The following is a 24977-nucleotide window of genomic DNA, read 5'->3' as shown; positions in this document are numbered from 1 at the left end:
AGGGGCCGCCGAGGCGGCTGAAGCGGCCGAAGGAGCCCCCGGTGGGGGCGCCGAAGCAGGCACCGCGCCGGGCGCCTGCTTGGTCTTCGCCGAACCGGCCGCCGCCGGGCCCGCTCCGGCCGCGTACTGCTGGGCCTGCGGGCCTCGGGTGTCCGTCACAGTTCCCCCCTGGGATCCATGAGAGTCATGGGAGTCAGTCGCCTCCGCGGCGGAGCCACGGCCGCCGTCCGTATCCGTACCGGTCGATCCGGCGCCCGTGGCTCCGCTCACGATGACTCACTCCTCGCGCTACTCGGGCGAGGACTGCTCGCCCTCGTCCGTACCGACGGCCTCGACGCCCTCGGCGGTCTCGTCCTCGGCCATCTCGCCGTCGACTTCCTCCGCCTCGCGACCGGCCTCGGCGTTACGAGCGATGCCGACCACGGCATCGCGCTTGCCCAGGTTGATCAGTTGGACACCCATGGTGTCACGGCCCGTCTCCCTGACCTCGTTGACTCGCGTGCGAATCACACCGCCGGACAGGGTGATGGCGAGGATCTCGTCCGTCTCCTCGACCACCAGCGCGCCGACGAGGGACCCGCGGTCCTCGACGATCTTGGCGGCCTTGATACCGAGGCCACCACGACCCTGAACGCGGTACTCGTCAACGGCGGTCCGCTTCGCGTACCCGCCGTCCGTAGCAGTGAACACGAACGTACCGGGTCGAACAACATTCATCGAGAGCAGCTCGTCGCCCTCACGGAAACTCATCCCCTTGACGCCCGAGGTCGCACGGCCCATCGGCCGCAGGGCATCGTCCGTCGCCGTGAACCTGATCGACTGCGCCTTCTTACTGATCAGCAGCAGATCGTCCTCGGCCGAGACGAGTTCGGCTCCGATCAGTTCGTCGTCGGAACCGTCCTCCGTCTCACGGAGATTGATCGCGATGACACCGCCGGAGCGCGGGGAATCGTAATCCTTCAGAGGCGTCTTCTTCACGAGGCCGCCCTTGGTGGCCAGCACCAGATAAGGCACCGCCTCGTAGTCACGGATCGCGAGGATCTCGGCGATCGCCTCGTCCGGCTGGAAGGCCAGCAGGTTCGCGACGTGCTGTCCACGCGCGTCACGCCCGGCGTCCGGGAGCTCGTACGCCTTCGCGCGGTAGACGCGGCCCTTGTTGGTGAAGAACAGCAGCCAGTGGTGCGTCGTCGACACGAAGAAGTGGTCGACGATGTCGTCCTGCTTCAGCTTCGCGCCGCGTACGCCCTTGCCGCCCCGCTTCTGCGAGCGGTAGTCCTCGGTCTTGGTCCGCTTGATGTAGCCGCCACGCGTGATGGTGACGACGATGTCCTCTTCGGCGATCAGGTCCTCGATGGACATGTCACCGTCGAAGGGCACCAGCTTGGAGCGACGGTCCTCGCCGAACTTCTCGACGATCGCCGCGAGTTCCTCGCTGATGATGGAGCGCTGGCGCTCCGGCGAGGCGAGGATCGCGTTGTACTCGGTGATCTTCGCCTGGAGCTCGTCGTGCTCCTGGATGATCTTCTGACGCTCCAGGGCGGCCAGTCGGCGCAGCTGCATCTCGAGGATGGCGTTCGCCTGGATCTCGTCGATCTCCAGGAGGCCCATCAGGCCCTCGCGCGCGATCTCGACGGTGTCACTGCGCCGGATCAGCGCGATGACCTCGTCGATGGCGTCCAGGGCCTTCAGGAGGCCACGCAGGATGTGCGCGCGCTCCTCGGCCTTGCGCAGCCTGAAGCGCGTACGCCGGACGATGACCTCGATCTGGTGCGTCACCCAGTGGCGGATGAACGCGTCGAGCGACAGCGTGCGCGGAACGCCGTCCACCAGCGCCAGCATGTTGGCGCCGAAGTTCGACTGCAGATCGGTGTGCTTGTAGAGGTTGTTCAGGACGACCTTGGCGACCGCGTCGCGCTTCAGGACGATGACCAGCCGCTGTCCCGTACGGGACGAGGTCTCGTCGCGGACGTCGGCGATGCCTCCGACCTTGCCGTCCTTCACCAGGTCGGCGATCTTCTGCGCGAGGTTGTCGGGGTTGGTCTGGTACGGGAGCTCGGTGACCACCAGGCACTGGCGGTTCTGGATCTCCTCGACCTCGACGACCGCGCGCATCGTGATGGAGCCACGGCCCGTGCGGTACGCCTCCTCGATGCCCTTTCGGCCCACTACAAGGGCGCCGGTCGGGAAATCGGGGCCCTTGATGCGCTCGATCAGGGCGTCGAGCAGCTCCTCGTGGCTGGCCTCGGGGTTCTCGAGGTACCACTGGGCGCCGGCCGCGACCTCACGGAGGTTGTGCGGCGGGATGTTGGTGGCCATGCCGACCGCGATGCCCGCCGAGCCGTTGATCAGCAGGTTCGGGAACCGGGCCGGCAGAACCGTCGGCTCCTGGTTGCGGCCGTCGTAGTTGTCCGTGAAGTCGACGGTCTCCTCGTCGATGTCACGGACCATCTCCATGGACAGCGGCGCCATCTTGCACTCGGTGTAGCGCATGGCGGCCGCGGGGTCGTTGCCCGGAGAGCCGAAGTTGCCGTTGGAGTCCACCAGCGGCATCCGCATCGACCACGGCTGCGCGAGGCGGACCAGCGCGTCGTAGATCGAGGAGTCGCCGTGCGGGTGGTAGGTGCCCATGACGTCACCGACGACACGGGCGCACTTGTAGAAGCCCTTCTCGGGCCGGTAGCCGCCGTCGTACATGGCGTACAGGACGCGGCGGTGGACGGGCTTGAGGCCGTCCCGGACATCGGGCAGCGCGCGCGACACGATGACGGACATCGCGTAGTCGAGATACGAGCGCTGCATCTCCGTCTCGAGCCCGACGGGCTCGACGCGCAGGGTGATCTCGCCGCCTTCTTCAGGCGTGCTCGGAGTGTTCTCGTCGGCCATTGCTGGTGAAGATCCTTTCTGCTGCGGTCAGCTGAGACCGACTCAGATGTCGAGGAAGCGGACGTCCTTGGCATTGCGCTGGATGAACGCGCGGCGGGCCTCGACGTCCTCGCCCATGAGGACCGAGAACAGGTCGTCGGCCTGGGCGGCGTCGTCGAGCGTGACCTGGCCGAGGACCCGGTGCTCCTGGTCCATGGTCGTGATGCGCAGCTCCTCGGCGTTCATCTCGCCGAGGCCCTTGAAGCGCTGGACCGAGTCGTCGCGGATGCGCTTGCCGGCCTGCTTGCCCAGCTCGATCAGCGCGTCCCGCTCACGGTCCGAGTACGCGTACTCGAAGTCGTCCCGGCCCCACTTGATCTTGTACAGGGGGGGACGCGACAGGAACACGTGCCCGGCCTCGACCAGCGGCCGCATGAAGCGGAAGAGGAAGGTCAGCAGCAGGGTGTTGATGTGCTGGCCGTCGACGTCGGCGTCCGCCATCAGGATGATCTTGTGATAGCGGAGCTTCTCGATGTCGAAGTCCTCGTGGACCCCGGTGCCGAAGGCCGAGATCAGCGCCTGGATCTCCTGGTTCTGCAGGATCTTGTCGATCCGCGCCTTCTCGACGTTGAGGATCTTGCCTCGGATCGGGAGGATCGCCTGGTACTGCGGGTTGCGGCCGGACTTGGCCGAGCCGCCGGCGGAGTCACCCTCGACGATGAAGATCTCGCACTTGGTGGGGTCGTTCGACTGGCAGTCGGACAGCTTGCCCGGCAGGGACGCCGTCTCCAGGAGGCCCTTGCGGCGGGTGAGGTCGCGGGCCTTGCGGGCCGCCACGCGCGCGGTGGCCGCCTGGATGGACTTGCGGACGATGTCCGCGGCCTCGTTCGGGTTGCGGTCCAGCCAGTCGTTGAGGTGCTCGTAGACGGCCTTCTGGACGAAGGTCTTCGCCTCCGTGTTGCCCAGCTTGGTCTTGGTCTGGCCCTCGAACTGGGGCTCACTCAGCTTGACCGAGATGATCGCGGTCAGACCCTCGCGGATGTCGTCACCGGTGAGGTTGTCGTCCTTCTCACGCAGCAGCTTCTTGTCGCGCGCGTACTTGTTGATCAGCGAGGTCAGCGCCGCACGGAAGCCCTCCTCGTGCGTACCGCCCTCGTGGGTGTGGATGATGTTGGCGAAGGAGTACACGCCCTCGCTGTAGCCGCTGTTCCACTGCATCGCGACCTCGAGGGACAGGCTCTTGTCCTTGTCCTCGGCCTCGAGATCGATGACGGTGGGGTGCACCACGTCTCCCTTGCGGGAGTTCAGGTACTTCACGAAGTCGACGATGCCGCCCTCGTAGTGGTACGTGACGGTCTTGACCTCGGCCTTCTCGTCCGCACCCGCCTCGTCCGCACCGGCCGTGGCCTTCGCCGACTCGCGCTCATCAGTGAGTTTGATCGTCAAACCCTTGTTGAGGAACGCCATCTCCTGGAAACGCCGCGAGAGCGTCTCGAAGGAGTACTCGGTCGTCTCGAAGATGTCGCCGTCGGCCCAGAAGGTGACCGAGGTACCGGTCTCGTCGGTGACCTCGTGCTCGACGAGGGGGGCGGTCGGGACGCCCATCTTGTAGTCCTGCGTCCAGCGGCGTCCGTCGGTCTTGACCTCGACGGAGACCTTGCTCGACAGGGCGTTCACGACGGAGACGCCGACGCCGTGCAGACCACCGGAGACCGCGTAGCCGCCGCCACCGAACTTACCGCCCGCGTGCAGGACCGTCAGCACGACCTCAAGGGCCGGCTTCCCTTCGGAGGGGACGATGCCCACGGGGATGCCGCGGCCGTTGTCCACGACACGCACGCCGCCGTCGGCGAGGATCGTGATGTCGATCGTGTCCGCGTGGCCGGCCAGCGCCTCGTCGACGGAGTTGTCGACGACCTCGTACACGAGGTGGTGCAGTCCGCGCTCGCCGGTCGAGCCGATGTACATACCGGGTCGCTTGCGAACCGCGTCCAGACCCTCGAGGACGGTGATGGCGCTGGCGTCGTACGAGGCTGTGACCTCGCCGTTCGAGGTCGTGGCCTCGGCGTTGTCGCCGGCGTCGGTGGACGGGGTGTTCTCGTTGGGGTTGCCGGAATCGGCCACGAAGCGCCCTTTCTGGCACAGCACAAGCCAAGCTCGTCGGCGGGTTGCCGGAGCGGCTGCGGCACGTTGCGTTGGTAAGCCTTGATCAGCGTTGCTCAGCTTTTCCCGGACGGTCCCCGCAAGCGGGGCGGGATTAGCTTCCAGTCTACCGGTAGCGCCGACAGTGATGGGGGTTTGCCGGTACCTGAGTCCGCATGTGCCGCCCTGAACCGGTCTCTCCCGACTCCCCATATGTGGACCCGGGCTCAAAGAGGCTTACAGCGGCACTCAGCGCTTCCGGGTGTCAACCCTTGGCTACCGCGGAGTCAGGTCGGTGTTCGCAACCGCGTGCACTCCCGCGCAGGGGCCGCTCGATGTGGCCTCTGTCACCCGTAGGTGTCGCCGGGACCCGTGCTTCCAGGGGCGCGCAGGGGGCCGAAGCGGCGCGCGGGACCGCCGGGGCCCTGCACCTTGATCAGCCGCACCGTGCCGTGCCCGAGGTCCTGGTTCAGCCGCGCGACCACCTGCGGAGCGAGCAGCCGCAACTGGGTGGCCCAGGCGGTCGAGTCGCACTGCACGGTCAGCACCCGCTCGTCCTCGTCGTACTTCTGCGGGACGCAGTGCTTGGCCAGATCCTCGCCGACGATCTGCGGCCAGCGGCCCATCACACCGCCCACCGCGGCCGGGGTCTCCCAGCCGCGCTCGGTGAGCAGCCGGTTGATCGCGGCGCCGAGCGCCATCGGATCACGCCCGTCGGCGCGCGCGCCGGAACGCAGGCCGCCGCGCCGCGCCTGCTTCTTCTGCTGTGCCGCGTCCCCCCGCGCGCGTGCCTGCTCCTTCGCGGCGCGCAACGCCACGCGCGCGAGGTCGACGCCGGAGTGCTCGGGGGTCTTCTTGGAGGCCGTCTCCAGGCCCTTCTCCGGGGTTCCCTCGGAGGCGGCCGATCCGCCGGATGTGTTCTCCGTCATACCCGCTCCACCGTGCCCTCGGAGACGGCGTACCGCGTCCCCGTCAGTACGTCCGGTACGTCGTCGTCGACCGCGGCCGTCACGAGGACCTGCTCGCCGGGAGCGACGAGTTCCGCGAGGCGCTCTCTTCTGCGGCTGTCCAGTTCGGCGAAGACGTCGTCGAGGACCAGCACCGGTTCATTGCCCTCGGCCCTCAGAAGGTCGTACGAGGCCAGGCGCAGCGCCAGCGCGTACGACCAGGACTCGCCGTGGGAGGCGTATCCCTTGGCGGGCAGTTGACCGAGTTTGAGGACCACATCGTCCCGATGGGGTCCTACGAGGGTCACGCCCCGCTCGATCTCCTGCTTGCGGACCTCGGCGAGCGCCGCCATCACCTGCTCGTACAGGTCCTCGCGGGTGTGCGCCTCGCCGGGCGCGGACGGCTTGTACTCCAGGGCGACGGGTCCGCCGCCGGGGGCCAGCTGCTCGTACGCCTTGTCGGCCAGCGGCTGGATCGCGGCGACCAGGTCGAGCCGCTGGGCGAGCAGTTCGGCGCCCACGCGCGCGAGGTGCTGGTCCCACACGTCGAGCGTGGAGAGGTCCATGGTGCGGCCGCCGTGACGGCGGGCCAGCGCGGCCGACTTCAGGAGAGTGTTGCGCTGCTTGAGGACCCGCTCGTAGTCGGAGCGGACGCCCGCCATCCGCGGGGAGCGGGCCGTGATCAGTTCGTCGAGGAAGCGGCGCCGCTCACCGGGGTCACCCTTGATCAGCGCGAGATCCTCGGGCGCGAACAGCACGGTCCGCACGATGCCGAGCACGTCACGGGGTCTGACCTGCGAGGACCTGTTGATGCGGGCACGGTTGGCCTTGCCGGGGTTCAGCTCGAGCTCGACGAGCTGCTGGCGTTCGCCCTGACGGACATTGGCCCGGATGATCGCCCGGTCCGCGCCCATGCGCACCAGCGGCGCGTCGGAGGAGACGCGGTGGCTGCCGAGGGTCGCGAGATAGCCGACCGCCTCGACCAGATTCGTCTTGCCCTGTCCGTTGGGGCCCACGAACGCGGTGACGCCCGGGTCGAGCGGGACCTCGACCCGGGCGTACGAGCGGAAGTCGGCCAGCGACAGATGCGTGACGTGCATGGTCGTTCGCCGACCTCCCCCAGGGTTGTGGATCCACCGCCGCACGGCGTGTGGATCTGTGGATTACTTCGTCTCGACCGCGTGGCCGCCGAACTGGTTGCGCAGCGCCGCGACCATCTTCATCTGCGGCGAGTCCTCCTGCCGCGAAGCGAACCGCGCGAACAGCGACGCGGTGATCGCGGGCAGCGGCACCGCGTGGTCGATGGCGGCTTCCACGGTCCAGCGGCCCTCGCCGGAGTCCTGTGCGTAACCGCGCAGCTTCTCCAGGTGCTCGTCCTCGTCCAGGGCGTTCACCGCCAGGTCCAGCAGCCAGGAACGGATGACCGTGCCTTCCTGCCAGGAGCGGAAGACCTCTCGCACGTCGGTGACGGAGTGGACCTTCTCCAGGAGCTCCCAGCCCTCGGCGTAGGCCTGCATCATGGCGTACTCGATGCCGTTGTGGACCATCTTGGAGAAGTGGCCCGCGCCGACCTTGCCGGCGTGCACCGCGCCGAAGTCGCCCTCCGGCTTGAGTGCCTCGAAGATCGGCTGCACCTTGGCGATGTTCTCGGCGTCGCCGCCGTACATCAGCGCATAGCCGTTCTCCAGGCCCCAGACGCCGCCGGAGACGCCGCAGTCGACGAAACCGATGCCCTTGGCGGCCAGCTCCTCCGCGTGCTTCTCGTCGTCCGTCCAGCGGGAGTTGCCGCCGTCCACGACGACGTCACCGGGCTCCAGGAGCTCGCCGAGCTGGTCGACGGTGGACTGCGTGGCGGCACCGGCCGGGACCATCACCCAGACCACGCGCGGACCCTTGAGCTTGCCCACAAGCTCTTCCAGGCTGTGGACATCGGCGAGGTCCGGGTTGCGGTCGTATCCGATGACGGTGTGGCCTGCGCGGCGGATCCGCTCGCGCATGTTGCCGCCCATCTTGCCGAGGCCGACGAGACCGAGCTCCATCAGGTTGTTCCTTAGGTTTGCGACGTGGCGTGAGGGCACTTTCGTACCTGTGTCTGAGCCTAAACCCGGACGCTCACGCACACCTGTGGGCATAGCCGCTCAGGCGTACACCCCACCTGTGGAGGCGCCCGCCGGACGACCGGTCCGATCAGACCGACCGTCCGGCGGGCCCGTTGGGCTCACATCGCTCAGCCGCTCAGACGCACCGGCATGATCAGGTACTTGTAGGCCTCGTCCGCCTCGGCGTCCACGGCGGGCTTGCCGCTCAGCAGCGCGGGCTTCGTGGACGTCGTGAAGGAGAGCTGCGCCACCGGTGAGTCGATGGCGCTCAGGCCGTCAAGCAGGAACGTCGGGTTGAAGGCGATCGAGACGTCGTCGCCCTCCAACTGCGCGTCGACCCTTTCCACAGCCTGTGCGTCGTCGCTGGAGCCCGCCTCCAGGATCAGCACGCCCTGCTCGAAGCTCAGACGCACCGGGGTGTTGCGCTCGGCGACCAGGGCCACACGCTTGACGGCCTCCACGAAGGGGGCGGTCTCGATCACGGCGATGGAGTTGAACTCCGTCGGGAACAGCGAGCGGTACTTCGGCAGGTCGCCCTCCAGCAGGCGGGTGGTCGTACGCCGGCCCGCGCCCTCGAAGCCGATCAGGCCCTCGCCGGCGCCCGAGCCGGACAGCGCCAGGATCACGCTGTCGCCGCTCGTGAGGGCCTTGGCGGTGTCCAGGAGCGTCTTGGCGGGCACCAGGGCCACCGCGGACGCCTCGGGGTTCTCCGGCTTCCACAGGAACTCACGGACCGCGAAGCGGTAGCGGTCGGTGGAGGCCAGGGTGACCCTGTCGCCCTCGATCTCGATGCGCACGCCGGTGAGCACGGGCAGCGTGTCGTCACGGCCCGCCGCAATGGCCACCTGGGCGGCCGCCGAGGCGAAGACCTCACCGGGGACGGTGCCGGTCGCCGACGGCATCTGCGGCAGCGCCGGGTACTCCTCCACAGGCAGGGTGTGGAGTGTGAATCGCGAGGAGCCGCAGACCACGGTCGCCCGTACACCGTCTGTGGAAATCTCCACCGGCCTGTTGGGGAGGGCGCGGCAGATGTCCGCGAGCAGGCGGCCGGAGACGAGGACCGTGCCCTCCTCGTCGACCTCCGCGTCCACGGAGACGCGTGCCGAGACCTCGTAGTCGAAGCTGGAGAGGCTCAGGGAGCCCTCCTCGGCCTTCAGAAGGAGGCCGGCGAGCACAGGCGCCGGCGGACGGGCCGGGAGGCTGCGTGCCGCCCAGGCCACTGCCTCCGCGAGTACGTCGCGTTCCACCCGGATCTTCACCGTTGCCGCCTCCGTCTGTTGCCGGCGCTCTCGCCCTGCTGGCCTTCGTCGTCTGACTCGGTGTCGTTCAGCCCTGTGGCGGGAAGGACACCGGGGACCAGTCTGACGCACCGCGCTGACAGTCGGTGCCCCTCGGGGTCAAGTCGTGCCGAGCGGCACCTGAGCCTCCGAGGGCGAGTTGTGCACAGCCCCGTCTTCGAAACGATTCCCAGCCTCTATCTAGTTGGTCTTAGTAGTAGGGCCTGTGGAAACCGTGGATAACCGCGTTTTCGCAGGTCAGCCGGGATTTTTTGTCCACTGACCCTGTGGGCGGAGGCGGTGGACAACCGGGGGTCTCTGTGGACGACGAAAAGTTCTGCACACTCGATGCACAGCCTCGGGCCAGTTCTCCCCAGATCCGTCCCCAGCTTTACCCACGTTCCCCACAGGCCAATCCGGCACCTTGGTGTGACGCCTTTCACTCGACATAGTGATCGGGCGCGTCACGTTGCCGAACAGTGGACAGGGGTGTGGAGAAGCTGGGGACGGCTGGGGACAACCGGCTCCAGCCTGTGGGCCGTCGGTGGACAACTTCGTGCACACCCTGTGGATCTTTTCTTCGTCCACAGTCTGTGGAGAGTCTTCGTCCACGAATCCACAGGGGGTTGACCTGGTCTGATGGTCTTTCGACAGTGGCCCCTGTGGACACGATCGGGAAAACTTTGCGGTCCCCAGGGTGTGGACGCCAGAAAGTCACCGAATCTGTGGAGAGTGGCCGTAACCAGGCCCGTATTCGAACGCCCGATGTCGTTCCGGTAGCGGTGAAACGAGAGCCGACGGCCTCGGAACGGGTCTCAGAAGCTCTCTGAGGCCCCTTGGAACGGGTCTCAGCAGCCCTCGGAGGTCCCTCGGCGCGAGGTCCAGAACCTTCCGGGGCCCTCTCTGAGTGGCTGCCGGAAGGTTCTGGGACGGCTGCCGGAATCCCTCTCGGCGCGCATGCGAGCTCCGCGGGCCGGAACAGCGAAAGGCGCCCTCGGGACGTGTCCCGGGGCGCCCTCGGCGGCGTACCGCCGCGCCTGTCAGCCGTTCTTGATGCGGTTGGTGAGCTCGGTGACCTGGTTGTAGATGGAGCGGCGCTCGGCCATCAGCGCGCGGATCTTGCGGTCGGCGTGCATGACGGTCGTGTGGTCGCGGCCGCCGAACTGCGCGCCGATCTTCGGCAGCGAGAGATCGGTGAGCTCGCGGCACAGGTACATGGCGATCTGCCGCGCGGTCACCAGGACGCGACTGCGTGAGGACCCGCACAGGTCGTCCACCGTGAGGCCGAAGTAGTCCGCGGTGGCCGCCATGATCGCGGTCGCGGTGATCTCCGGCGCGGAGTCCTCGCCGCCCGGGATCAGGTCCTTCAGGACGATCTCCGTCAGCCCGAGATCCACCGGCTGCCGGTTGAGTGACGCGAACGCCGTCACCCGGATCAGCGCGCCCTCCAGCTCGCGGATGTTGCGCGAGATCCGGGACGCGATGAACTCGAGCACCTCCGGCGGAGCGTTGAGCTGCTCCTGTACCGCCTTCTTACGAAGGATGGCGATACGGGTCTCCAGCTCGGGCGGCTGGACGTCCGTGATCAGGCCCCACTCGAAACGGTTCCGCAGCCGGTCCTCCAGGGTCACCAGCTGCTTGGGCGGACGGTCGCTGGAGAGCACGATCTGCTTGTTCGCGTTGTGGAGCGTGTTGAAGGTGTGGAAGAACTCCTCCTGCGTCGACTCCTTGTCCGCCAGGAACTGGATGTCGTCGACGAGCAGGATGTCCATCTCGCGGTACCGCTTGCGGAAGCTGTCGCCCTTGCCGTCGCGGATGGAGTTGATGAACTCGTTGGTGAACTCCTCGGAGCTCACGTACCGCACACGCGTGCCCGGGTAGAGGCTGCGCGCGTAGTGCCCGATCGCGTGCAGCAAGTGTGTCTTGCCGAGACCCGACTCCCCATAGATGAAGAGGGGGTTGTACGCCTTCGCCGGCGCCTCCGCGACGGCGACCGCGGCGGCGTGCGCGAAGCGGTTGGAGGCGCCGATGACGAAGGTGTCGAAGAGGTACTTCGGGTTGAGGCGCGCGGTGGGCTCGCCCGGACCGGACGCCGGCGCGGGCTTCGCGCCCAGTGGGCCGGGCGCGCCACTGGAGGACGGCAGCGAGGAGCCGCCGCGATGCAGCGGCGCACCGCCCGAGGACGGCTCCTGGAGGTCTCGGCGGTCGGGGCGCTCGTATTCGGAGCGCGGCTGGTCGTAGTCCTGGCGCTGTTGCTCGTAGGGCGGGCGCTCCATCGACTGCGGCCGGTAGTCCTGTGAGGGCGAGGCATACGGGTCACGGTCGGGGAAGCCGAGGCGCTGCTGCTGCCAGCCGTAGTCGTCCTGGGCGTGCCGCGGCCAGGCGCCGGGCTCGGGGCGCTGGTAGTCCGGGTAGGCGGGGCGGGCGGTCGGCAGGTGGTCCGCGCGGGACGAGGGCAGCTGGTCGGAGCGGCCGGACGGCAGCTGGTCGCCGGGGGCGCCCGGGAGCTGGTCGGAGCGACCGCCTCGGTGATCACCCCGGTGGTCTTCGGCGCGGTGGCGGCCGTACCCCTCGTATCCGTCGCGGCGCTGTGCGTCATAGGGGTTGCGCTCGTCACGGCCCGGGGAGTCGTAGCCGCCCCGGTCTTCGCGGCTCTGGGAGTCGTAACCGTGGCGCTCGTCACGGCCCTGGCCGCCATAGCTGTTGCGGTCCTCGCCGCCCTGGCCGCCGTAGGGGTTTCGCTCGTCGCCGCCCTGACCGTCGTACGCGTCACGGCCCTGGCCCGATCCTGAGGGGAGCTCGTGCTCCTCGTACCGGGGCTGGGGGGCGGGCGGCGCCGGAGACTGGGGTTCCCCTGCCGAGTCGTCGACGGTGATCGCGATGCGGATCGGGCGGCCGCACTCGCGGCTCAGCGTGTCGCTGACGATCGGTGCGAGACGTCCTTCGAGGACGCCCTTCGCGAATTCGTTCGGAACCGCGAGCAGCGCGGTGTCCGCGACCAGCGCCAGCGGCTGGCAGCGCTTGATCCAGTGCTCGTCCTTCGCCTCCACACCCTGACCGCGGCCCTCACCGAGGAGCTGTTCCAGTACTCGTGGCCACACTGCGGCAAGATCGGCAGGTACGTCAGCCACAGGGCACGCTCTCTCATGGGTCCCACGAACGTGTGGTTCTGGGAACAGGTTGGGAAGTCAGTCGGGTGGGGCGGTGGGAACAAATCCGCTGGGGCGGTGGGAAGGGAACGAATCGGAGTTCAGCCACGGTAGTCAGGGCGACCGCTGCGGTTCAAGTTGTTGTCCCCAGCCTGTGGATAGTGTCTCCCGCCAGGAGCCGGTTTGACCGGATGGCGTAGCCGCGCGTACCGTGACCAGGTCGAGTTGTCGATGGCTGCTGCCGCCTGCCTCCGATGGGCACAGGTCACGTCGAGTGATCGGGAAGCGGTGCACTCGGGCGTAATTACGAGCTACCTCGTGGGCGCACGGTGACAGCCAAGGCGGCACCCCGCCACCACCGATTCTTTCTGGAGCCCCCGAGTGAGCAAGCGCACCTTCCAGCCGAACAACCGTCGTCGCGCCAAGACCCACGGCTTCCGCCTGCGGATGCGCACCCGTGCCGGCCGCGCGATTCTCGCGAACCGCCGTGGCAAGGGTCGCGCCAGCCTGTCCGCCTGATAACAACAGGTCATGATGTCGTGCTGCCTACCGAGCATCGGCTGAGGCGGCGCGAGGACTTCGCGACCGCGGTACGCCGAGGACGCCGGGCCGGACGCCCGCTCCTCGTCGTCCATCTACGTAGCGGTGCAACGGACCCGCACGCGCCTGGGGAGAGCGCTCCCCCGACGCGTGCGGGTTTCGTCGTGAGCAAGGCCGTGGGTGGAGCGGTTGTCCGCAACAAGGTGAAGCGCAGACTTCGCCATCTGATGCGTGACCGAGTCGCCCAGTTGCCCCCCGGTAGCCTGGTAGTCGTACGAGCGCTGCCCGGTGCGGGCGACGCCGACCATGAACAGCTGGCCCGAGACCTGGATGCCGCCCTTCAGCGGCTACTGGGAGGGGGCGCGCGATGAAGTACCCGCTGCTGGCTCTTATCAAGCTGTACCAGTGGACGATCAGCCCGCTGCTCGGGCCGGTGTGCAAGTACTACCCGTCGTGCTCCCACTACGGCTACCAAGCCATCGACCGGCACGGTGCGATCAAGGGAACGGCACTCACCGCCTGGCGCATCCTCCGGTGCAATCCGTGGTCGCTGGGCGGCGTGGACCATGTTCCGCCGCGCAAGCGTCCGCGGTGGCACGAAATGCTGCGTAACGCCTGGCGCGCACGCAAGGGCGGGAACTCCGCCGCCGAACCGGCCATTGAGGGTCATGGAATGTCCGACCATCCCTCGAGCCCGGCCGCCGAGACCCCGTCCCATGCTCAAGGAGCCTGATTAGTGGACACGATTGCCAGTCTTTTCAGCTTCATCACGACACCCGTTTCCTGGGTCATCGTCCAGTTCCACTCTGTGTACGGGAAGATCTTCGGTCCCGATACGGGCTGGGCCTGGGGCCTGTCCATCGTGTCCCTGGTGATCCTGATCCGTATCTGCCTGATCCCGCTCTTCGTGAAGCAGATCAAGGCCACCCGGGCCATGCAGACGCTGCAGCCCGAGATGAAGAAGATCCAGGAGCGCTACAAGAACGACAAGCAGCGCCAGTCCGAAGAGATGATGAAGCTGTACAAGGAGTCGGGCACCAACCCGCTCTCCTCGTGCCTTCCCATCCTGGCGCAGTCGCCGTTCTTCTTTGCTCTGTACCACGTGCTCAACGGCATCGCGACCGGCTCGACGATCGGTGTCATCAACGAATCGCTGCTGGCCAGCGCTCGTAAGGCGCACATCTTCGGCGCCCCGCTGGCCGCGAAGTTCACGGACGGCCAGGCCAAGGTCGAGGCGCTCGGTGCCTCGCTGACCGATGTCCGGGTCGTCACCGCGATCATGATCGTGATGATGTCGGCGTCGCAGTTCTACACGCAGCGCCAGCTGATGACGAAGAACGTCGACACCACGGTGAAGACGCCCTTCATGCAGCAGCAGAAGATGCTGATGTACGTCTTCCCGGTCATGTTCGCCGTCTTCGGCATCAACTTCCCGGTCGGTGTCCTCGTCTACTGGCTGACCACCAACGTGTGGACCATGGGCCAGCAGATGTACGTCATCCGCAACAACCCGACCCCGGGTTCCAAGGCTCAGGCCGCGTACCTCGAGCGCCTGCAGAAGCACGTCACGCACCACGAGAAGACGCGCAGCCGTGGTGAGAAGGCGATCGTCAAGGCGATCGTCTCCAAGGGCCGCGACCGCAACGAGTTCGAGCGCAAGTTCATCAACAGCCTGACCAAGGTGGGCCTGGTGGCCCAGGCCGACGGCACCGTGGTGAAGGGTCAGGCCGAGGTGGCTGTCGAGGCCGAGGACGGCACCACGACCATCTCCGGCGGCGCTCCCAAGCGTCAGCAGCCGAAGCGCCAGTCCAAGTCCCAGCGCCAGTCGGGCACGGCGGCCGGTGGGGCGAAGGCGGCGGGTGAGCCCGAGCCGAAGACCTCGCTGACCAAGTCCGACGAGCCGCAGGACGCCAAGCCCGCCCCCAAACCGGCAGGCGGCGGCAACACGCCGGGCACCGGTACCCGCAGCAAAGCCCAGTCCGGACAGCGCAAGGGTCCGCAGCGGCCCAAGTCCCCGTCCAAGAAGTAAGAAGGAGTCCATCCCGTGACGGAAGGCACCACCTCCGCCGCCGCTGAGGGCGACACCCTGACCCGCCTTGAGCAGGAAGGCGAGATCGCGGCGGACTACCTCGAGGGTCTGCTGGACATCGCCGATCTCGACGGCGACATCGACATGGACGTCGAGGCCGACCGCGCCGCTGTCTCGATCATCAGCGACGCCGGCAGCCGTGACCTGCAGAAGCTGGTCGGTCGCGACGGCGAGGTGCTCGAGGCCCTCCAGGAGCTCACGCGCCTGGCCGTTCACCGGGAAACCGGGGACCGCAGTCGTCTGATGCTGGACATCGCGGGCTACCGGGCCAAGAAGCGCGAGGAGCTCTCCGAGCTGGGCGCCAAGGCCGCGGCCGAGGTGAAGAGCTCCGGCGAGCCGGTGAAGATGAAGCCGATGACGCCCTTCGAGCGCAAGGTCGTCCACGACGCGGTCAAGGCCGCGGGTCTGCGCAGTGAGTCCGAGGGCGAGGAGCCGCAGCGCTTCGTCGTCGTGCTTCCCGCCTGATCGGTACGAAGGTTCCTTCGGCCCCGTCTGTTGAGCAGGCGGGGCCGAACTTTGTCAGCCTGATAGTCCCTCGTAGTTCCTGGTAATCCCTGATAGCCCTGGTGGTCAGCGCTCAGCGCGCTTATGCGGTACGGAAGGACGGTCCCCGTGACGGAGGCAGCGGAGCTTCCCCCTGCGCCCGAGCAGGCGCGCGAGGTATTCGGCGATCGCTTCGCAGACGCGGTCCGGTACGCGGAGCTGTTGGCCGAGACGGGGGTGCAGCGAGGGCTGATCGGCCCCCGCGAGGTGCCCCGGCTGTGGGAGCGGCACCTGCTGAACTGCGCGGTGCTCTCCGAGGTCGTGCCCGAGGGCGTGACCGTGTGCGACGTCGGCTCCGGCGCGGGGCTGCCCGGCATCCCGCTGGCCCTGGTCCGGGAAGACATCAAGATCACTCTGCTGGAACCGCTGCTGCGGCGGACCAACTTTCTCACCGAGGTCGTCGAGCTCCTCGGCCTCCACCATGTGACCGTCGTGCGTGGCCGGGCCGAGGAGGTCATGGGCAAGCTGCCGGCCGTCCACGTGGTGACGGCCCGGGCCGTCGCTCCACTGGACCGGCTGGCGACGTGGGGCATCCCCCTTCTCCGCCCGTACGGCGAGATGCTGGCTCTCAAGGGCGACACCGCTGAGGAGGAGCTGAAGAGCGCCGCGACGGCCCTCAGTAAGCTCGGCGCCGTGGAGACGTCCATCCTGCACGTCGGCGAGGGCATTGTGGACCCGCTGTCGACCGTGGTGCGGGTGGAGGTCGGGGAGAGCCCAGGCGGCGTGCGCTTCGCCGCGAAGAGGGCGAAGGCGGCCCGGACGGGGCGGACGCGCCGACGGCGCTGATCCCGAGCGCGAAATGGATCGTGGACTCCCGGTTCTGCAGGGTGGAGCCGGGAGTTCTTTGTCACTCTGACTGATCCGTCCTGACGACGAGCCGTACTCCACACAAGCTGCCAAACCTACGCATCTCGGAGTGTCGCGCCGCGATGGCCCCGGCCGCTAGGCATCGTGTTTCACGTGAAACGTCGCTCACTGCTGCACGGCATCATCAGTCGCGGCCGCGCCGCGGCCGAACCCCGCGACCGGAAGCCTCTCGGTTCACTCGCGGAGGGTGCGGAGTTGTCCACAGAGGTGGATTTCTCCACAGAAGAACGGGCCTCGCTGGTTCACGACCCCGAAGACATGGGAGGCTCTGTTCATTGCGAGCCTGAAGTCGAGGAGAGTGAATCCTTGCGGTCCGACGCCAACATCGCGGGACCGATGACCGATCCGGTCCCCGGTCCCCGTACCGAGTCGATGGGGGAGGATGTTTCACGTGAAACACCGCCCCCAATGGACGACACTCCTATTGGTCGTGCTGCCCAACTGGCGGTGGAGGCGCTGGGTCGCGCCGGTGAGGGCCTGCCACGGCCCGAACAGACCCGCGTCATGGTGGTCGCCAACCAGAAGGGTGGGGTGGGCAAGACCACGACCACGGTCAACCTTGCCGCCTCGCTTGCCCTGCATGGCGGCCGTGTCCTGGTGATCGACCTCGACCCTCAGGGCAACGCCTCCACCGCGCTGGGTATCGACCACCACGCCGAAGTGCCTTCCATCTACGACGTGCTGATCGACAGTAAACCGCTCTCCGAAGTCGTCCAGCCGGTCCCCGATGTCGAGGGCCTCTTCTGTGCGCCTGCCACGATCGATCTCGCCGGTGCGGAGATCGAGCTGGTGTCCCTCGTGGCACGGGAGAGCCGGCTGGAACGAGCGATTCAGGCGTACGAGCAGCCGCTGGACTACATCCTCATCGACTGCCCACCGTCGCTCGGCCTCCTCACGGTCAACGCGCTGGTCGCCGGTGCGGAGGTCCTCATTCCTATCCAGTGTGAGTACTACGCGCTGGAAGGCCTGGGCCAGCTTCTGCGTAACGTCGACCTGGTGCGAGGGCATCTCAACCCCAACCTCCATGTCTCGACGATCCTGCTCACCATGTACGACGGCCGGACGCGCCTCGCGTCCCAGGTCGCGGACGAGGTGCGCAGCCACTTCGGTGACGAGGTGCTGCGGACGAGCATTCCTCGCTCGGTCCGTATCTCCGAGGCCCCGAGCTACGGCCAGACGGTGCTGACCTACGATCCAGGGTCTAGCGGCGCCCTCTCGTATCTTGAGGCTGCACGAGAAATCGCCCTCCGCGGAGTCGGAGTGGCGTACGACGCGCAGAACGCCCATGTGGGCGTACAGAACAGTCAGAACATGGTGGAGGGGATCCAGTGAGTGAGCGACGACGAGGGCTGGGGCGGGGCCTCGGCGCACTGATCCCCGCGGCTCCGACAGAGAAGACGGTTCCCTCGCCGGCAGGCGGATCATCCGCCTCGTCGGCTGCTGTACCCGTGCTCACGGCGGAGCGCGGTGTGGCTGCGGCGAAGGTGACCACACTGCCGCCTGTTTCACATGAAACAGAGGAGTCGTCGGCGTTCGGAACCCCGGAGGTGGCCTCCGCGCCTGTCGGCGCTCACTTCGCTGAACTGCCCCTCGACTACATCACCCCCAACCCACGTCAGCCCCGTGAGGTGTTCGACGAGGATGCTCTTGCCGAGCTGGTTACCTCCATCAAGGAGGTCGGGCTTCTCCAGCCGGTCGTCGTGCGGCAGGTGGGTCCGGCACGCTACGAGCTCATCATGGGTGAGCGGCGCTTCCGTGCCTGCCGTGAGGCGGGGCTTGAGGCCATTCCTGCGATCGTGCGGGCCACGGAGGACGAAAAGCTTCTCCTGGACGCGCTGCTGGAGAACCTGCATCGGGCCCAGCTGAACCCGCTGGAAGAGGCGGCCGCCTACGACCAGCTGCTCCAGGACTTCAACTGCACGCACGACCAGCTGGCGGACCGTATCGGCCGCTCGCGCCCGCAGGTCTCCAACACCCTGCGGCTGCTGAAGCTCTCGCCCTCGGTTCAGCGTCGTGTCGCCGCCGGAGTGCTCTCCGCAGGTCATGCCCGGGCACTGCTCTCCGTCGCGGACTCGGAGGAACAGGACCGACTGGCCCACCGCATCGTGGCCGAGGGACTGTCGGTGCGGGCCGTCGAGGAGATCGTCACCCTCATGGGATCGCGCCCCCAGACCGCTTCGCGCTCCAAGGGACCGCGGGCCGGCACCCGGCTCTCCCCGGCGCTGAGCGATCTCGCCACCCGCCTCTCGGACCGCTTCGAGACCCGCGTGAAGGTCGACCTGGGGCAGAAGAAGGGAAAGATCACGGTCGAGTTCGCCTCGATGGACGACCTCGAGCGGATCCTCAGCTCTCTCGCCCCGGGTGAGGGAGGAGTTCTCCAGAGGAGCCTCCTGGACGACGACTCCGAGGACACAGAGGCCTGAGTCGCCCGGCGACGGGGCGGTCCCCGTGGCCGACCACAAGAGCGGGCCGTGTCCGGTGTGTACCGGAACACGGCCTGCTCTTTGCTTTCAGGCAGTATCGATGCAATCGCATCGTGGATACGATGCGATCAGGTATGGCGCATCCACCTGGCGGCACCTTCATCGGGGAGGCGGGGGCCATGCAAACCGTGAGCCGTACCGGACTCGTGACCGCGGGCCTGGGACTGGGGGCGGTCGGTGGCTTCATCGGCAGCCTGCTCAGGGAGCGAAGCGCTCTGACAGCCGCTCGCGACGCTGCGGGCGAAGGAAGCGAGGAACATCCTTCATGGGGCGCCGGCTCGTACCGCTCACGCTGGACAACCTTCCGGACCTTCCCAAGCGCTGTCGCGCGTGTGTCTTTTGGGAACTGGATCCCGTCAGTGGGGAAGCCGCGGTAAAGGCGGGAAGGCCCGAACTCGAGAAGGAGGCGTGGATCTCCGCCGTCCTGCTGGAGTGGGGATCCTGCGGCCGCGTCGTCTACGTGGACGACGTACCGGTGGGCTTCGTGCTGTACGCACCCCCCGCCTATGTACCCCGCTCCACGGCGTTCCCCACGAGCCCGGTCTCACCGGACGCCGTCCAGCTGATGACCGCCTTCATCATGCCGGGCTATCAGGGACAGGGACTCGGCCGGGTGATGGTCCAGACGGTCGCCAAGGATCTGCTGCGGCGAGGCTTCAAGGCGATCGAGGCTTTCGGGGACGCACGGTGGAAGGAACCGGCCTGTGTGCTCCCCGCCGACCATCTCCTCGCGGTCGGCTTCAAGACGGTACGCCCCCACCCCAGGTACCCCCGCCTGAGGCTGGAGCTGCGGACGACGCTCTCCTGGAAGGAAGATGTGGAGTTGGCTCTGGACCGCCTCCTGGGAGCGGTACAGAAGGAACCGGCGCTTCGTCCTCTGTAGCCGTGGTGCTGCCTGCCGACGCGCCCCCCTCCGTCACGCGAATGGGCCAGCCCTTCCGGGCTGGCCCATTCGCGTTTCACGTGAAACATCGCCGCCGTTGTAGGACGGCGCTTCCGGTCAGACGGTCTTCTCGGCGCCCTCGGTGATGAAGTCCTCCAGGTCGCGGACGATCGCGGCCTTCGGCTTCGCACCCACGATGGTCTTGGCGACCTCGCCACCCTGGTAGACGTTCAGGGTCGGGATGGACATGACCCCGTACTTGGCAGCAGTACCCGGGTTCTCATCGATGTTGAGCTTGACGACCTCGATCTGGTCGCCGTACTCCGCGGCGATCGCCTCGAGGGACGGCGCGATCTGGCGGCACGGACCGCACCAGGCGGCCCAGAAGTCCACCAGGACGGGCTTGTCGCTCTTGAGGACGTCCTGCTCGAAAGAGTCGTCGGTCACATTCTTCAGGGTGCCGGCCACGGCGGGCTCCTTAACTGGTTGGTGCGGTGGGGCGGACGGGGGTCAGACGGTGGCAGCCGCGGCGGTCTCGCTGTCCGCGAGGGCAGCGAGGTAGCGCTCGGCGTCGAGGGCGGCGGAGCAGCCGGTGCCGGCTGCGGTGATCGCCTGGCGGTACGTGTGGTCGACGACATCACCGGCGCCGAAGACACCGGTCAGGTTCGTCCGGGTCGAAGGCGCCTCGACCTCGAGGTAGCCCTCCTCGTCCAGATCGAGCTGGCCCTTGAAGAGCTCGGTGCGCGGGTCGTGGCCGATCGCGATGAACAGGCCGGTCACCCCCAGGTCGGAGATCTCACCGGTCTTGAGGTTGCGCAGCTTCAGGCCGGCAAGCTTGGGGTCGCCCTCGATCGAGGCGATCTCACTGTCCCAGACGAAGTTGATCTTCGGGTCGGCGAAGGCACGCTCCTGCATCGCCTTGGAGGCGCGCAGGGTGTCACGGCGGTGCACGATCGTCACGGACTTGGCGAAGCGGGAGAGGAAGGTGGCTTCCTCCATCGCGGTGTCGCCACCGCCGATCACGGCGATGTCCTGGTCCTTGAAGAAGAAGCCGTCACAGGTCGCGCACCACGAGACGCCGCGTCCGGAGAGGGCGTCCTCGTTGGGCAGACCGAGCTTGCGGTGCTGCGAGCCCGTCGTGACGATGACGGCCTTGGCACGGTGCACGGTGCCCGCGGTGTCCGTGACGGTCTTGATCTCGCTCGTCAGGTCGACGGCGACGACGTCGTCCGGGATCAGCTCAGCACCGAAGCGCTCGGCCTGGGCGCGCATGTTGTCCATGAGCTCGGGGCCCATGATGCCGTCCTGGAAACCGGGGAAGTTCTCCACCTCCGTGGTGTTCATCAGCGCACCACCGGCGGTGACGGCGCCTTCGAAGACCAGCGGCTTCAGCGACGCGCGCGCGGTGTAGAGCGCTGCCGTGTAGCCGGCAGGCCCGGATCCGATGATGATCACGTTACGGACGTCGCTCACGGCTTGATTCCTCGTCTCTGGAGACTGCTACGTACTACCGGTGGGAGCCTCTCTCAGAACTCTCACCCCACCCAACGGATCCTAAGGGGCTTGCATTCCCTGTGTGTCCGGGCACGCGGAGACGAGACACCGCACAGAGATGCCATGGGGTTACTGGGGAGGCGGCCGGTCGAGGCGGAGGCGCTCAGGAACGGGCGTACGAGTGCGTCAGCAGGAGCTTGCCAGGGGACGCCGAAGCCTGCTTTACGCACGCGGCTTCGACGATGTACGCCGTTACCTTCGTGCTGTCGGAGGCGTCCGGCACTACCACGAGATACACCGTCGTCCCCTTGTACGTGCCTTGTTGCGCCGCGAGGATCGCTGCGCTGCTCCCGGTCCCCTTCTGAATGCAGTCGGGGACCTGCACGGTCGGTGTGATCAAGGTGTCGACCCCGGCGGACCCGTTGCCCGCGTCGTTGGACTGGACTCCCCAGGGATGCTTCGGGCTGGCGGAGGGGGTGGTCGCGTTCCTGTTCTTCGCGAGGAGATCCGCCACCTGAGTCTTCAGCTCCCCCTCGGAAAAAGTGTCCTTCGCTCCCTGCTGCGTCACCGTCTGTGGGCTCTTGCCGGAGCCGTCGCCCAGCGACTGCACGAGGATCGCGCCCAGCCCGAGAGCGGCGGCCGTGAACACGGTGCCGAGAACGACCACCCTGCGGCGCCCACGGCGGCCCCGACGCGAGCGGCCGGGGCCGGTGGCAGCGTGGGGACGTCCCGAGGGACGGTCCGTCAGGGAAGCAGGGCTCGGTTCGCCCGAGGTGTGTGAAACACCGGCGACCGATGTTTCACGTGAAACACTCGCGCGGTCGTCCTCGGCCGCTTCGCGGTCGGGCGCCGTGGCACTCAGCAGAGCTTCCGCGGCAAGGGCGGCATCGATACGGCCGGCCACATCATCGGGCATGCGCGTGGGTCCCGGCAGAGTGCCGAGCAGCCCCCGGATCTCCTCCAGGGAGTCGTACACGTCGGCGCAGAGCACGCACTCGTCGAGGTGTCGCCGTACGTCCGCGGTGCGGGAAGCCGGGAGCAGCCCCTCGGAGAGGTCGGAGATCTCCGCGACATCCGGGTGCCCGGCCATATCCGTCGTGGATGTCACGCTCGCCCACCTCCGCCCTTCACAGCAGCTGAATCGCTTGGTCCTGCATCGCGTGGGCCTGCATCGTGCGGTCCCGCTGCCGGTGGGACGGATGCCCCCGACGTCCGGTTCCTTCCGCCGCCCGACTTGTTGCCGCCCCCGCCGCTTCCGTCGTCCGCACGGAGATGGGCGAGCAGCGGGAGCAGTCTGGCTCTGCCCCTTGCGCAACGGCTCTTCACCGTGCCGACGGGTACATCGAGGACGCGGGCTGCCTCCGCCACTGGGTAGCCCTGCATGTCCACCAGGACGAGAGCGGCGCGCTGGTCGGCCGGGAGCGTACTCAGTGCCGTCAGCAGCTCGCGGTGCAGATCGTTGCGCTCGGCCGGGGCGGAGGCGGACTCGTGCGGTTCGAGGAGCTGTTCCAGGCGTTCGGTGTCCTCGACGGGAGACGTCTTCCTGGACGCGGCTTTGCGGGCGCGGTCCAGACAGGCGTTCACCGTGATGCGGTGCAGCCAGGTCGTGACGGCCGACTGGCCGCGGAAGGTGTGAGCGGCCCGGTAGGCGGAGACCAGTGCGTCCTGGACGGCGTCAGCGGCCTCCTCGCGGTCTCCCAGCGTCCGCAGGGCGACTGCCCAGAGCCGGTCGCGATGACGCCGCACGATCTCGCCGAAGGCCTCGAGGTCGCCCGCTACGTGACGGGCGAGGAGGTCCTGATCGCTTGCGTCGCCGTATTCGGTTTCATCGGCCATCGGACCCCCCCTTCGTCGACGAACGTCAGCCGGTGAACTTCACGTCCGTGATGGCTTGCTTGTAGCCGGCGCCGCTGTACTGATCACCGGACGCGTAGGGCATTGCCGTGATCCAGAGCAGCACGTACTGGGTCTTCGCCTTCTTGCTGACCGTGATCTTCGCGCTGGTGCCGGTCGTCGTGATGGTCCCGATCTTCGTCATCGAATCCACCGACGTCGAGGGACTCATCGAGTCAGTCCCATAGAGGGTGATCGTCGTGTGATCACCGGGGTACCGGAGCCCTATCGAAGCCGCTGTGACGGTCTGCTGCGCACCGAGGTCGTAGACGATGCCGACGCCGGGCTTGAAGGCCGGCTTCATCTCCGGACCGTCCACGAAGCTCTTGCTCCGCCAATACGTCGAGCTGTCGCCGTCGTACGTCTTGTCCACGTCCCTGGGCGCCTGGGCGTCACCCTTCGCGACGTACTCCTGCGCGCCCTTGATGGCGATCGGCGCGGCCGGCTTGGTCTTGTCGGTGCCCTTGCCGTTGCCGTCCGTCGTCTTGGTCTTCTGCGTGTCGTCGGACTTCTTGTGGTCCATCAGGGCATCCGCGAGCTGCCAGCTGCCGAGGCCCAGGGCGGCGATCAGGAGGGCCGACACGGCCCACTTGAGGGCCTTGCCGGTGCGGCTCTGCAGCGGGGGCGGCGGGGCCGGTACGGGCTGCGTGGCGCCCATGTGGGGCGCGGGGCGGCCGTAGCCCTGCTGGTACGAGGTGCGCTGGTACTCCGGCGGGGCCGTGAACGTGGGCTCCGGCGGGCGGATGCGGGGCATCTCGGCGATCGCCTTCACCAGTTCCTCCGGCGTGGTGCACGGAGTCTCGTGGCGGGAGGCGGTCGCGCCGTCGTTGGCGAGCGCGCGCATGGCGAGCTCCGACAGGCCGCGGTGGACGCCGGCGCGTACCTGGTCGGGGGCGATCAGGCCGACCCCCTTGGGCAGCCCGGACAGACCGTAGGCGTCGTTGTCGTAGGGCCAGCGCTGGGTGAGCGTGGCGTAGAGGAGCGCCCCGATCGCCTCCGTGTCGGTGCGCTGCGGGGTGTCCGAGCTGATGCCGCGCAGCGCGGCATTCACGGCGAGCCCACGGATACGCCACTGGCCGGTCGAGGTGCGCAGCACGGCGCTGGGCGTCAGCCGCAGATGCGCGAGGCCCTCACGGTGCGCGGCGGCCATGGCCTGGGAGACCTGGCTGACCATCTGGTAGGCCTCGTGCACCTCCAGCGGGCCCGAGGCCAGCAGCGCGGTCAGCTCCGTGGCGTCCGGCAGCCATTCGTGCACTACATAGACGAGGTCGTTCTCCTCGACCGCGTCCAGGACCTGGACGAACCGGGGATCGCCCAGCAGGGCCGAGGAACGGGCCGCCGCCAGTACGGAGCGGGCCCGTGGATGGTCGGCGGGCAGGAGATGCACACCGACGGCGCGGCGGAGTTTCTCGTCCACCGCACGCCAACTGCTGAAACCGTCCAGACGGGTGACACACTCCTCGAGGCGGTAACGCCCGGCGAGTTTGTGACCACTGTGCAGTTCGGGCGGTGAGGCCTTTCCGGGACTCTCGGTCCCGCCGCTCCCCTGTGCCTCTTCGCTGTCCGTCTCCCGCTCCCGGTTCTGGGCCACCCCGTCGGACGTGGACTGGCCCGCCTTGGCGGTCAGCGGCTCGTCGCCGCTGTTGTCTGCCACGTCGACGGCAGCCGTGCTCCGTTCCGCCACCGTCGTTCCCGCCTCCCCATTCGTT

21 protein-coding genes and 1 pseudogene are annotated in these 24977 nt (G+C 67.8%); 9 read left to right on the top strand and 13 right to left on the bottom strand.

All coding sequences use genetic code 11. The annotated features are described in order from the left end of the window. From ABZ656_RS02920 to dnaA, 8 genes and pseudogenes are all read right to left on the bottom strand, one after another. Positions 1–270 (bottom strand): annotated as a pseudogene (locus ABZ656_RS02920) (hypothetical protein); the annotation flags it as partial. Between the two features lie 18 nt (positions 271–288). Further along, positions 289–2883 (bottom strand): DNA gyrase subunit A, encoded by a 2595-nt coding sequence (gene gyrA / locus ABZ656_RS02915; RefSeq protein ID WP_101399104.1) that lies wholly within the window; start codon positions 2881–2883, stop codon positions 289–291. 42 nt (positions 2884–2925) lie between these two features. Continuing rightward, the gene (gyrB, locus tag ABZ656_RS02910) at positions 2926–4986 is read right to left on the bottom strand and encodes a DNA topoisomerase (ATP-hydrolyzing) subunit B (protein ID WP_180361960.1); all 2061 of its coding nucleotides are present in this window, start codon (positions 4984–4986) and stop codon (positions 2926–2928) included. Positions 4987–5351: 365 nt separating this feature from the next. Beyond that, complete coding sequence (locus ABZ656_RS02905) at positions 5352–5933, bottom strand: DciA family protein (RefSeq protein WP_101399100.1); 582 nt, start codon at positions 5931–5933, stop codon at positions 5352–5354. Then, the gene (gene recF / locus ABZ656_RS02900; protein WP_101399098.1) at positions 5930–7051 is read right to left on the bottom strand and encodes a DNA replication/repair protein RecF; all 1122 of its coding nucleotides are present in this window, start codon (positions 7049–7051) and stop codon (positions 5930–5932) included. Before recF ends, ABZ656_RS02905 begins: the two co-directional genes overlap by 4 nt. Before the next feature lie 63 nt (positions 7052–7114). Next, positions 7115–7990: a phosphogluconate dehydrogenase (NAD(+)-dependent, decarboxylating) gene (gene gnd / locus ABZ656_RS02895; protein WP_067376663.1), complete on the bottom strand. Its 876-nt coding sequence runs from the start codon at positions 7988–7990 to the stop codon at positions 7115–7117. Positions 7991–8178: 188 nt separating this feature from the next. After that, positions 8179–9309 (bottom strand): DNA polymerase III subunit beta, encoded by a 1131-nt coding sequence (dnaN, locus tag ABZ656_RS02890; RefSeq protein ID WP_360263875.1) that lies wholly within the window; start codon positions 9307–9309, stop codon positions 8179–8181. Positions 9310–10367: 1058 nt separating this feature from the next. Beyond that, on the bottom strand, positions 10368–12458 hold the full coding sequence (gene dnaA / locus ABZ656_RS02885; RefSeq protein ID WP_360263872.1) for a chromosomal replication initiator protein DnaA: 2091 nt from the start codon (positions 12456–12458) through the stop codon (positions 10368–10370). A gap of 399 nt (positions 12459–12857) precedes the next feature. Here dnaA and rpmH point away from each other — a divergent pair, with 399 nt between their 5' ends. From rpmH to ABZ656_RS02840, 9 genes are all read left to right on the top strand, one after another. Continuing rightward, positions 12858–12995 carry a 50S ribosomal protein L34 gene (gene rpmH, locus ABZ656_RS02880; protein WP_006381191.1) on the top strand — a complete coding sequence of 46 codons (138 nt, stop codon included), beginning with the start codon at positions 12858–12860 and terminating at the stop codon, positions 12993–12995. A 20-nt stretch (positions 12996–13015) separates the two neighbouring features. Continuing rightward, positions 13016–13387, top strand: coding sequence for a ribonuclease P protein component (gene rnpA / locus ABZ656_RS02875; protein WP_075031495.1), 372 nt, complete (start codon positions 13016–13018; stop codon positions 13385–13387). Beyond that, positions 13384–13749 carry a membrane protein insertion efficiency factor YidD gene (gene yidD, locus ABZ656_RS02870; protein ID WP_054236429.1) on the top strand — a complete coding sequence of 122 codons (366 nt, stop codon included), beginning with the start codon at positions 13384–13386 and terminating at the stop codon, positions 13747–13749. Before rnpA ends, yidD begins: the two co-directional genes overlap by 4 nt. 3 nt (positions 13750–13752) lie before the next feature. Continuing rightward, positions 13753–15045, top strand: coding sequence for a membrane protein insertase YidC (yidC, locus tag ABZ656_RS02865; protein WP_101399091.1), 1293 nt, complete (start codon positions 13753–13755; stop codon positions 15043–15045). Positions 15046–15060: 15 nt separating this feature from the next. Beyond that, complete coding sequence (locus tag ABZ656_RS02860) at positions 15061–15570, top strand: R3H domain-containing nucleic acid-binding protein (protein ID WP_067376675.1); 510 nt, start codon at positions 15061–15063, stop codon at positions 15568–15570. Between the two features lie 147 nt (positions 15571–15717). Further along, positions 15718–16434: a 16S rRNA (guanine(527)-N(7))-methyltransferase RsmG gene (rsmG, locus tag ABZ656_RS02855; protein ID WP_168493562.1), complete on the top strand. Its 717-nt coding sequence runs from the start codon at positions 15718–15720 to the stop codon at positions 16432–16434. A 339-nt stretch (positions 16435–16773) separates the two neighbouring features. Next, positions 16774–17847, top strand: a complete 1074-nt coding sequence (locus ABZ656_RS02850) for a ParA family protein (protein ID WP_075031515.1) — start codon at positions 16774–16776, stop codon at positions 17845–17847. Further along, positions 17844–18938 (top strand): ParB/RepB/Spo0J family partition protein, encoded by a 1095-nt coding sequence (locus tag ABZ656_RS02845; protein WP_101399087.1) that lies wholly within the window; start codon positions 17844–17846, stop codon positions 18936–18938. Before ABZ656_RS02850 ends, ABZ656_RS02845 begins: the two co-directional genes overlap by 4 nt. Positions 18939–19263: 325 nt before the next feature. Further along, positions 19264–19881 carry a GNAT family N-acetyltransferase gene (locus ABZ656_RS02840; RefSeq protein ID WP_054236435.1) on the top strand — a complete coding sequence of 206 codons (618 nt, stop codon included), beginning with the start codon at positions 19264–19266 and terminating at the stop codon, positions 19879–19881. Positions 19882–19998: 117 nt separating this feature from the next. On the opposite strand, the gene trxA is transcribed toward ABZ656_RS02840, so the two are convergent. The 5 genes from trxA to ABZ656_RS02815 form a co-directional block, all read right to left on the bottom strand. After that, positions 19999–20349, bottom strand: a complete 351-nt coding sequence (gene trxA / locus ABZ656_RS02835) for a thioredoxin (RefSeq protein WP_054236436.1) — start codon at positions 20347–20349, stop codon at positions 19999–20001. 42 nt (positions 20350–20391) lie between these two features. Then, the gene (trxB, locus tag ABZ656_RS02830) at positions 20392–21354 is read right to left on the bottom strand and encodes a thioredoxin-disulfide reductase (protein ID WP_360263866.1); all 963 of its coding nucleotides are present in this window, start codon (positions 21352–21354) and stop codon (positions 20392–20394) included. 184 nt (positions 21355–21538) lie between these two features. After that, positions 21539–22483, bottom strand: a complete 945-nt coding sequence (locus ABZ656_RS02825) for a hypothetical protein (RefSeq protein ID WP_360263863.1) — start codon at positions 22481–22483, stop codon at positions 21539–21541. After that, positions 22480–23211 (bottom strand): RNA polymerase sigma factor SigM, encoded by a 732-nt coding sequence (gene sigM, locus ABZ656_RS02820; RefSeq protein WP_360263860.1) that lies wholly within the window; start codon positions 23209–23211, stop codon positions 22480–22482. The genes ABZ656_RS02825 and sigM overlap by 4 nt, the downstream gene beginning before the upstream one ends. A 25-nt stretch (positions 23212–23236) precedes the next feature. After that, positions 23237–24952, bottom strand: coding sequence for a protein kinase family protein (locus tag ABZ656_RS02815; RefSeq protein WP_360263857.1), 1716 nt, complete (start codon positions 24950–24952; stop codon positions 23237–23239). Between the last annotated feature and the right edge of the window lie 25 nt (positions 24953–24977).

Source organism: Streptomyces sp. NPDC007095 (assembly GCF_040634475.1).
Lineage (GTDB): Bacteria > Actinomycetota > Actinomycetes > Streptomycetales > Streptomycetaceae > Streptomyces.
Note: the sequence above shows the minus strand (reverse complement) of the source record. Positions and strands in the feature narration are given on the sequence as shown.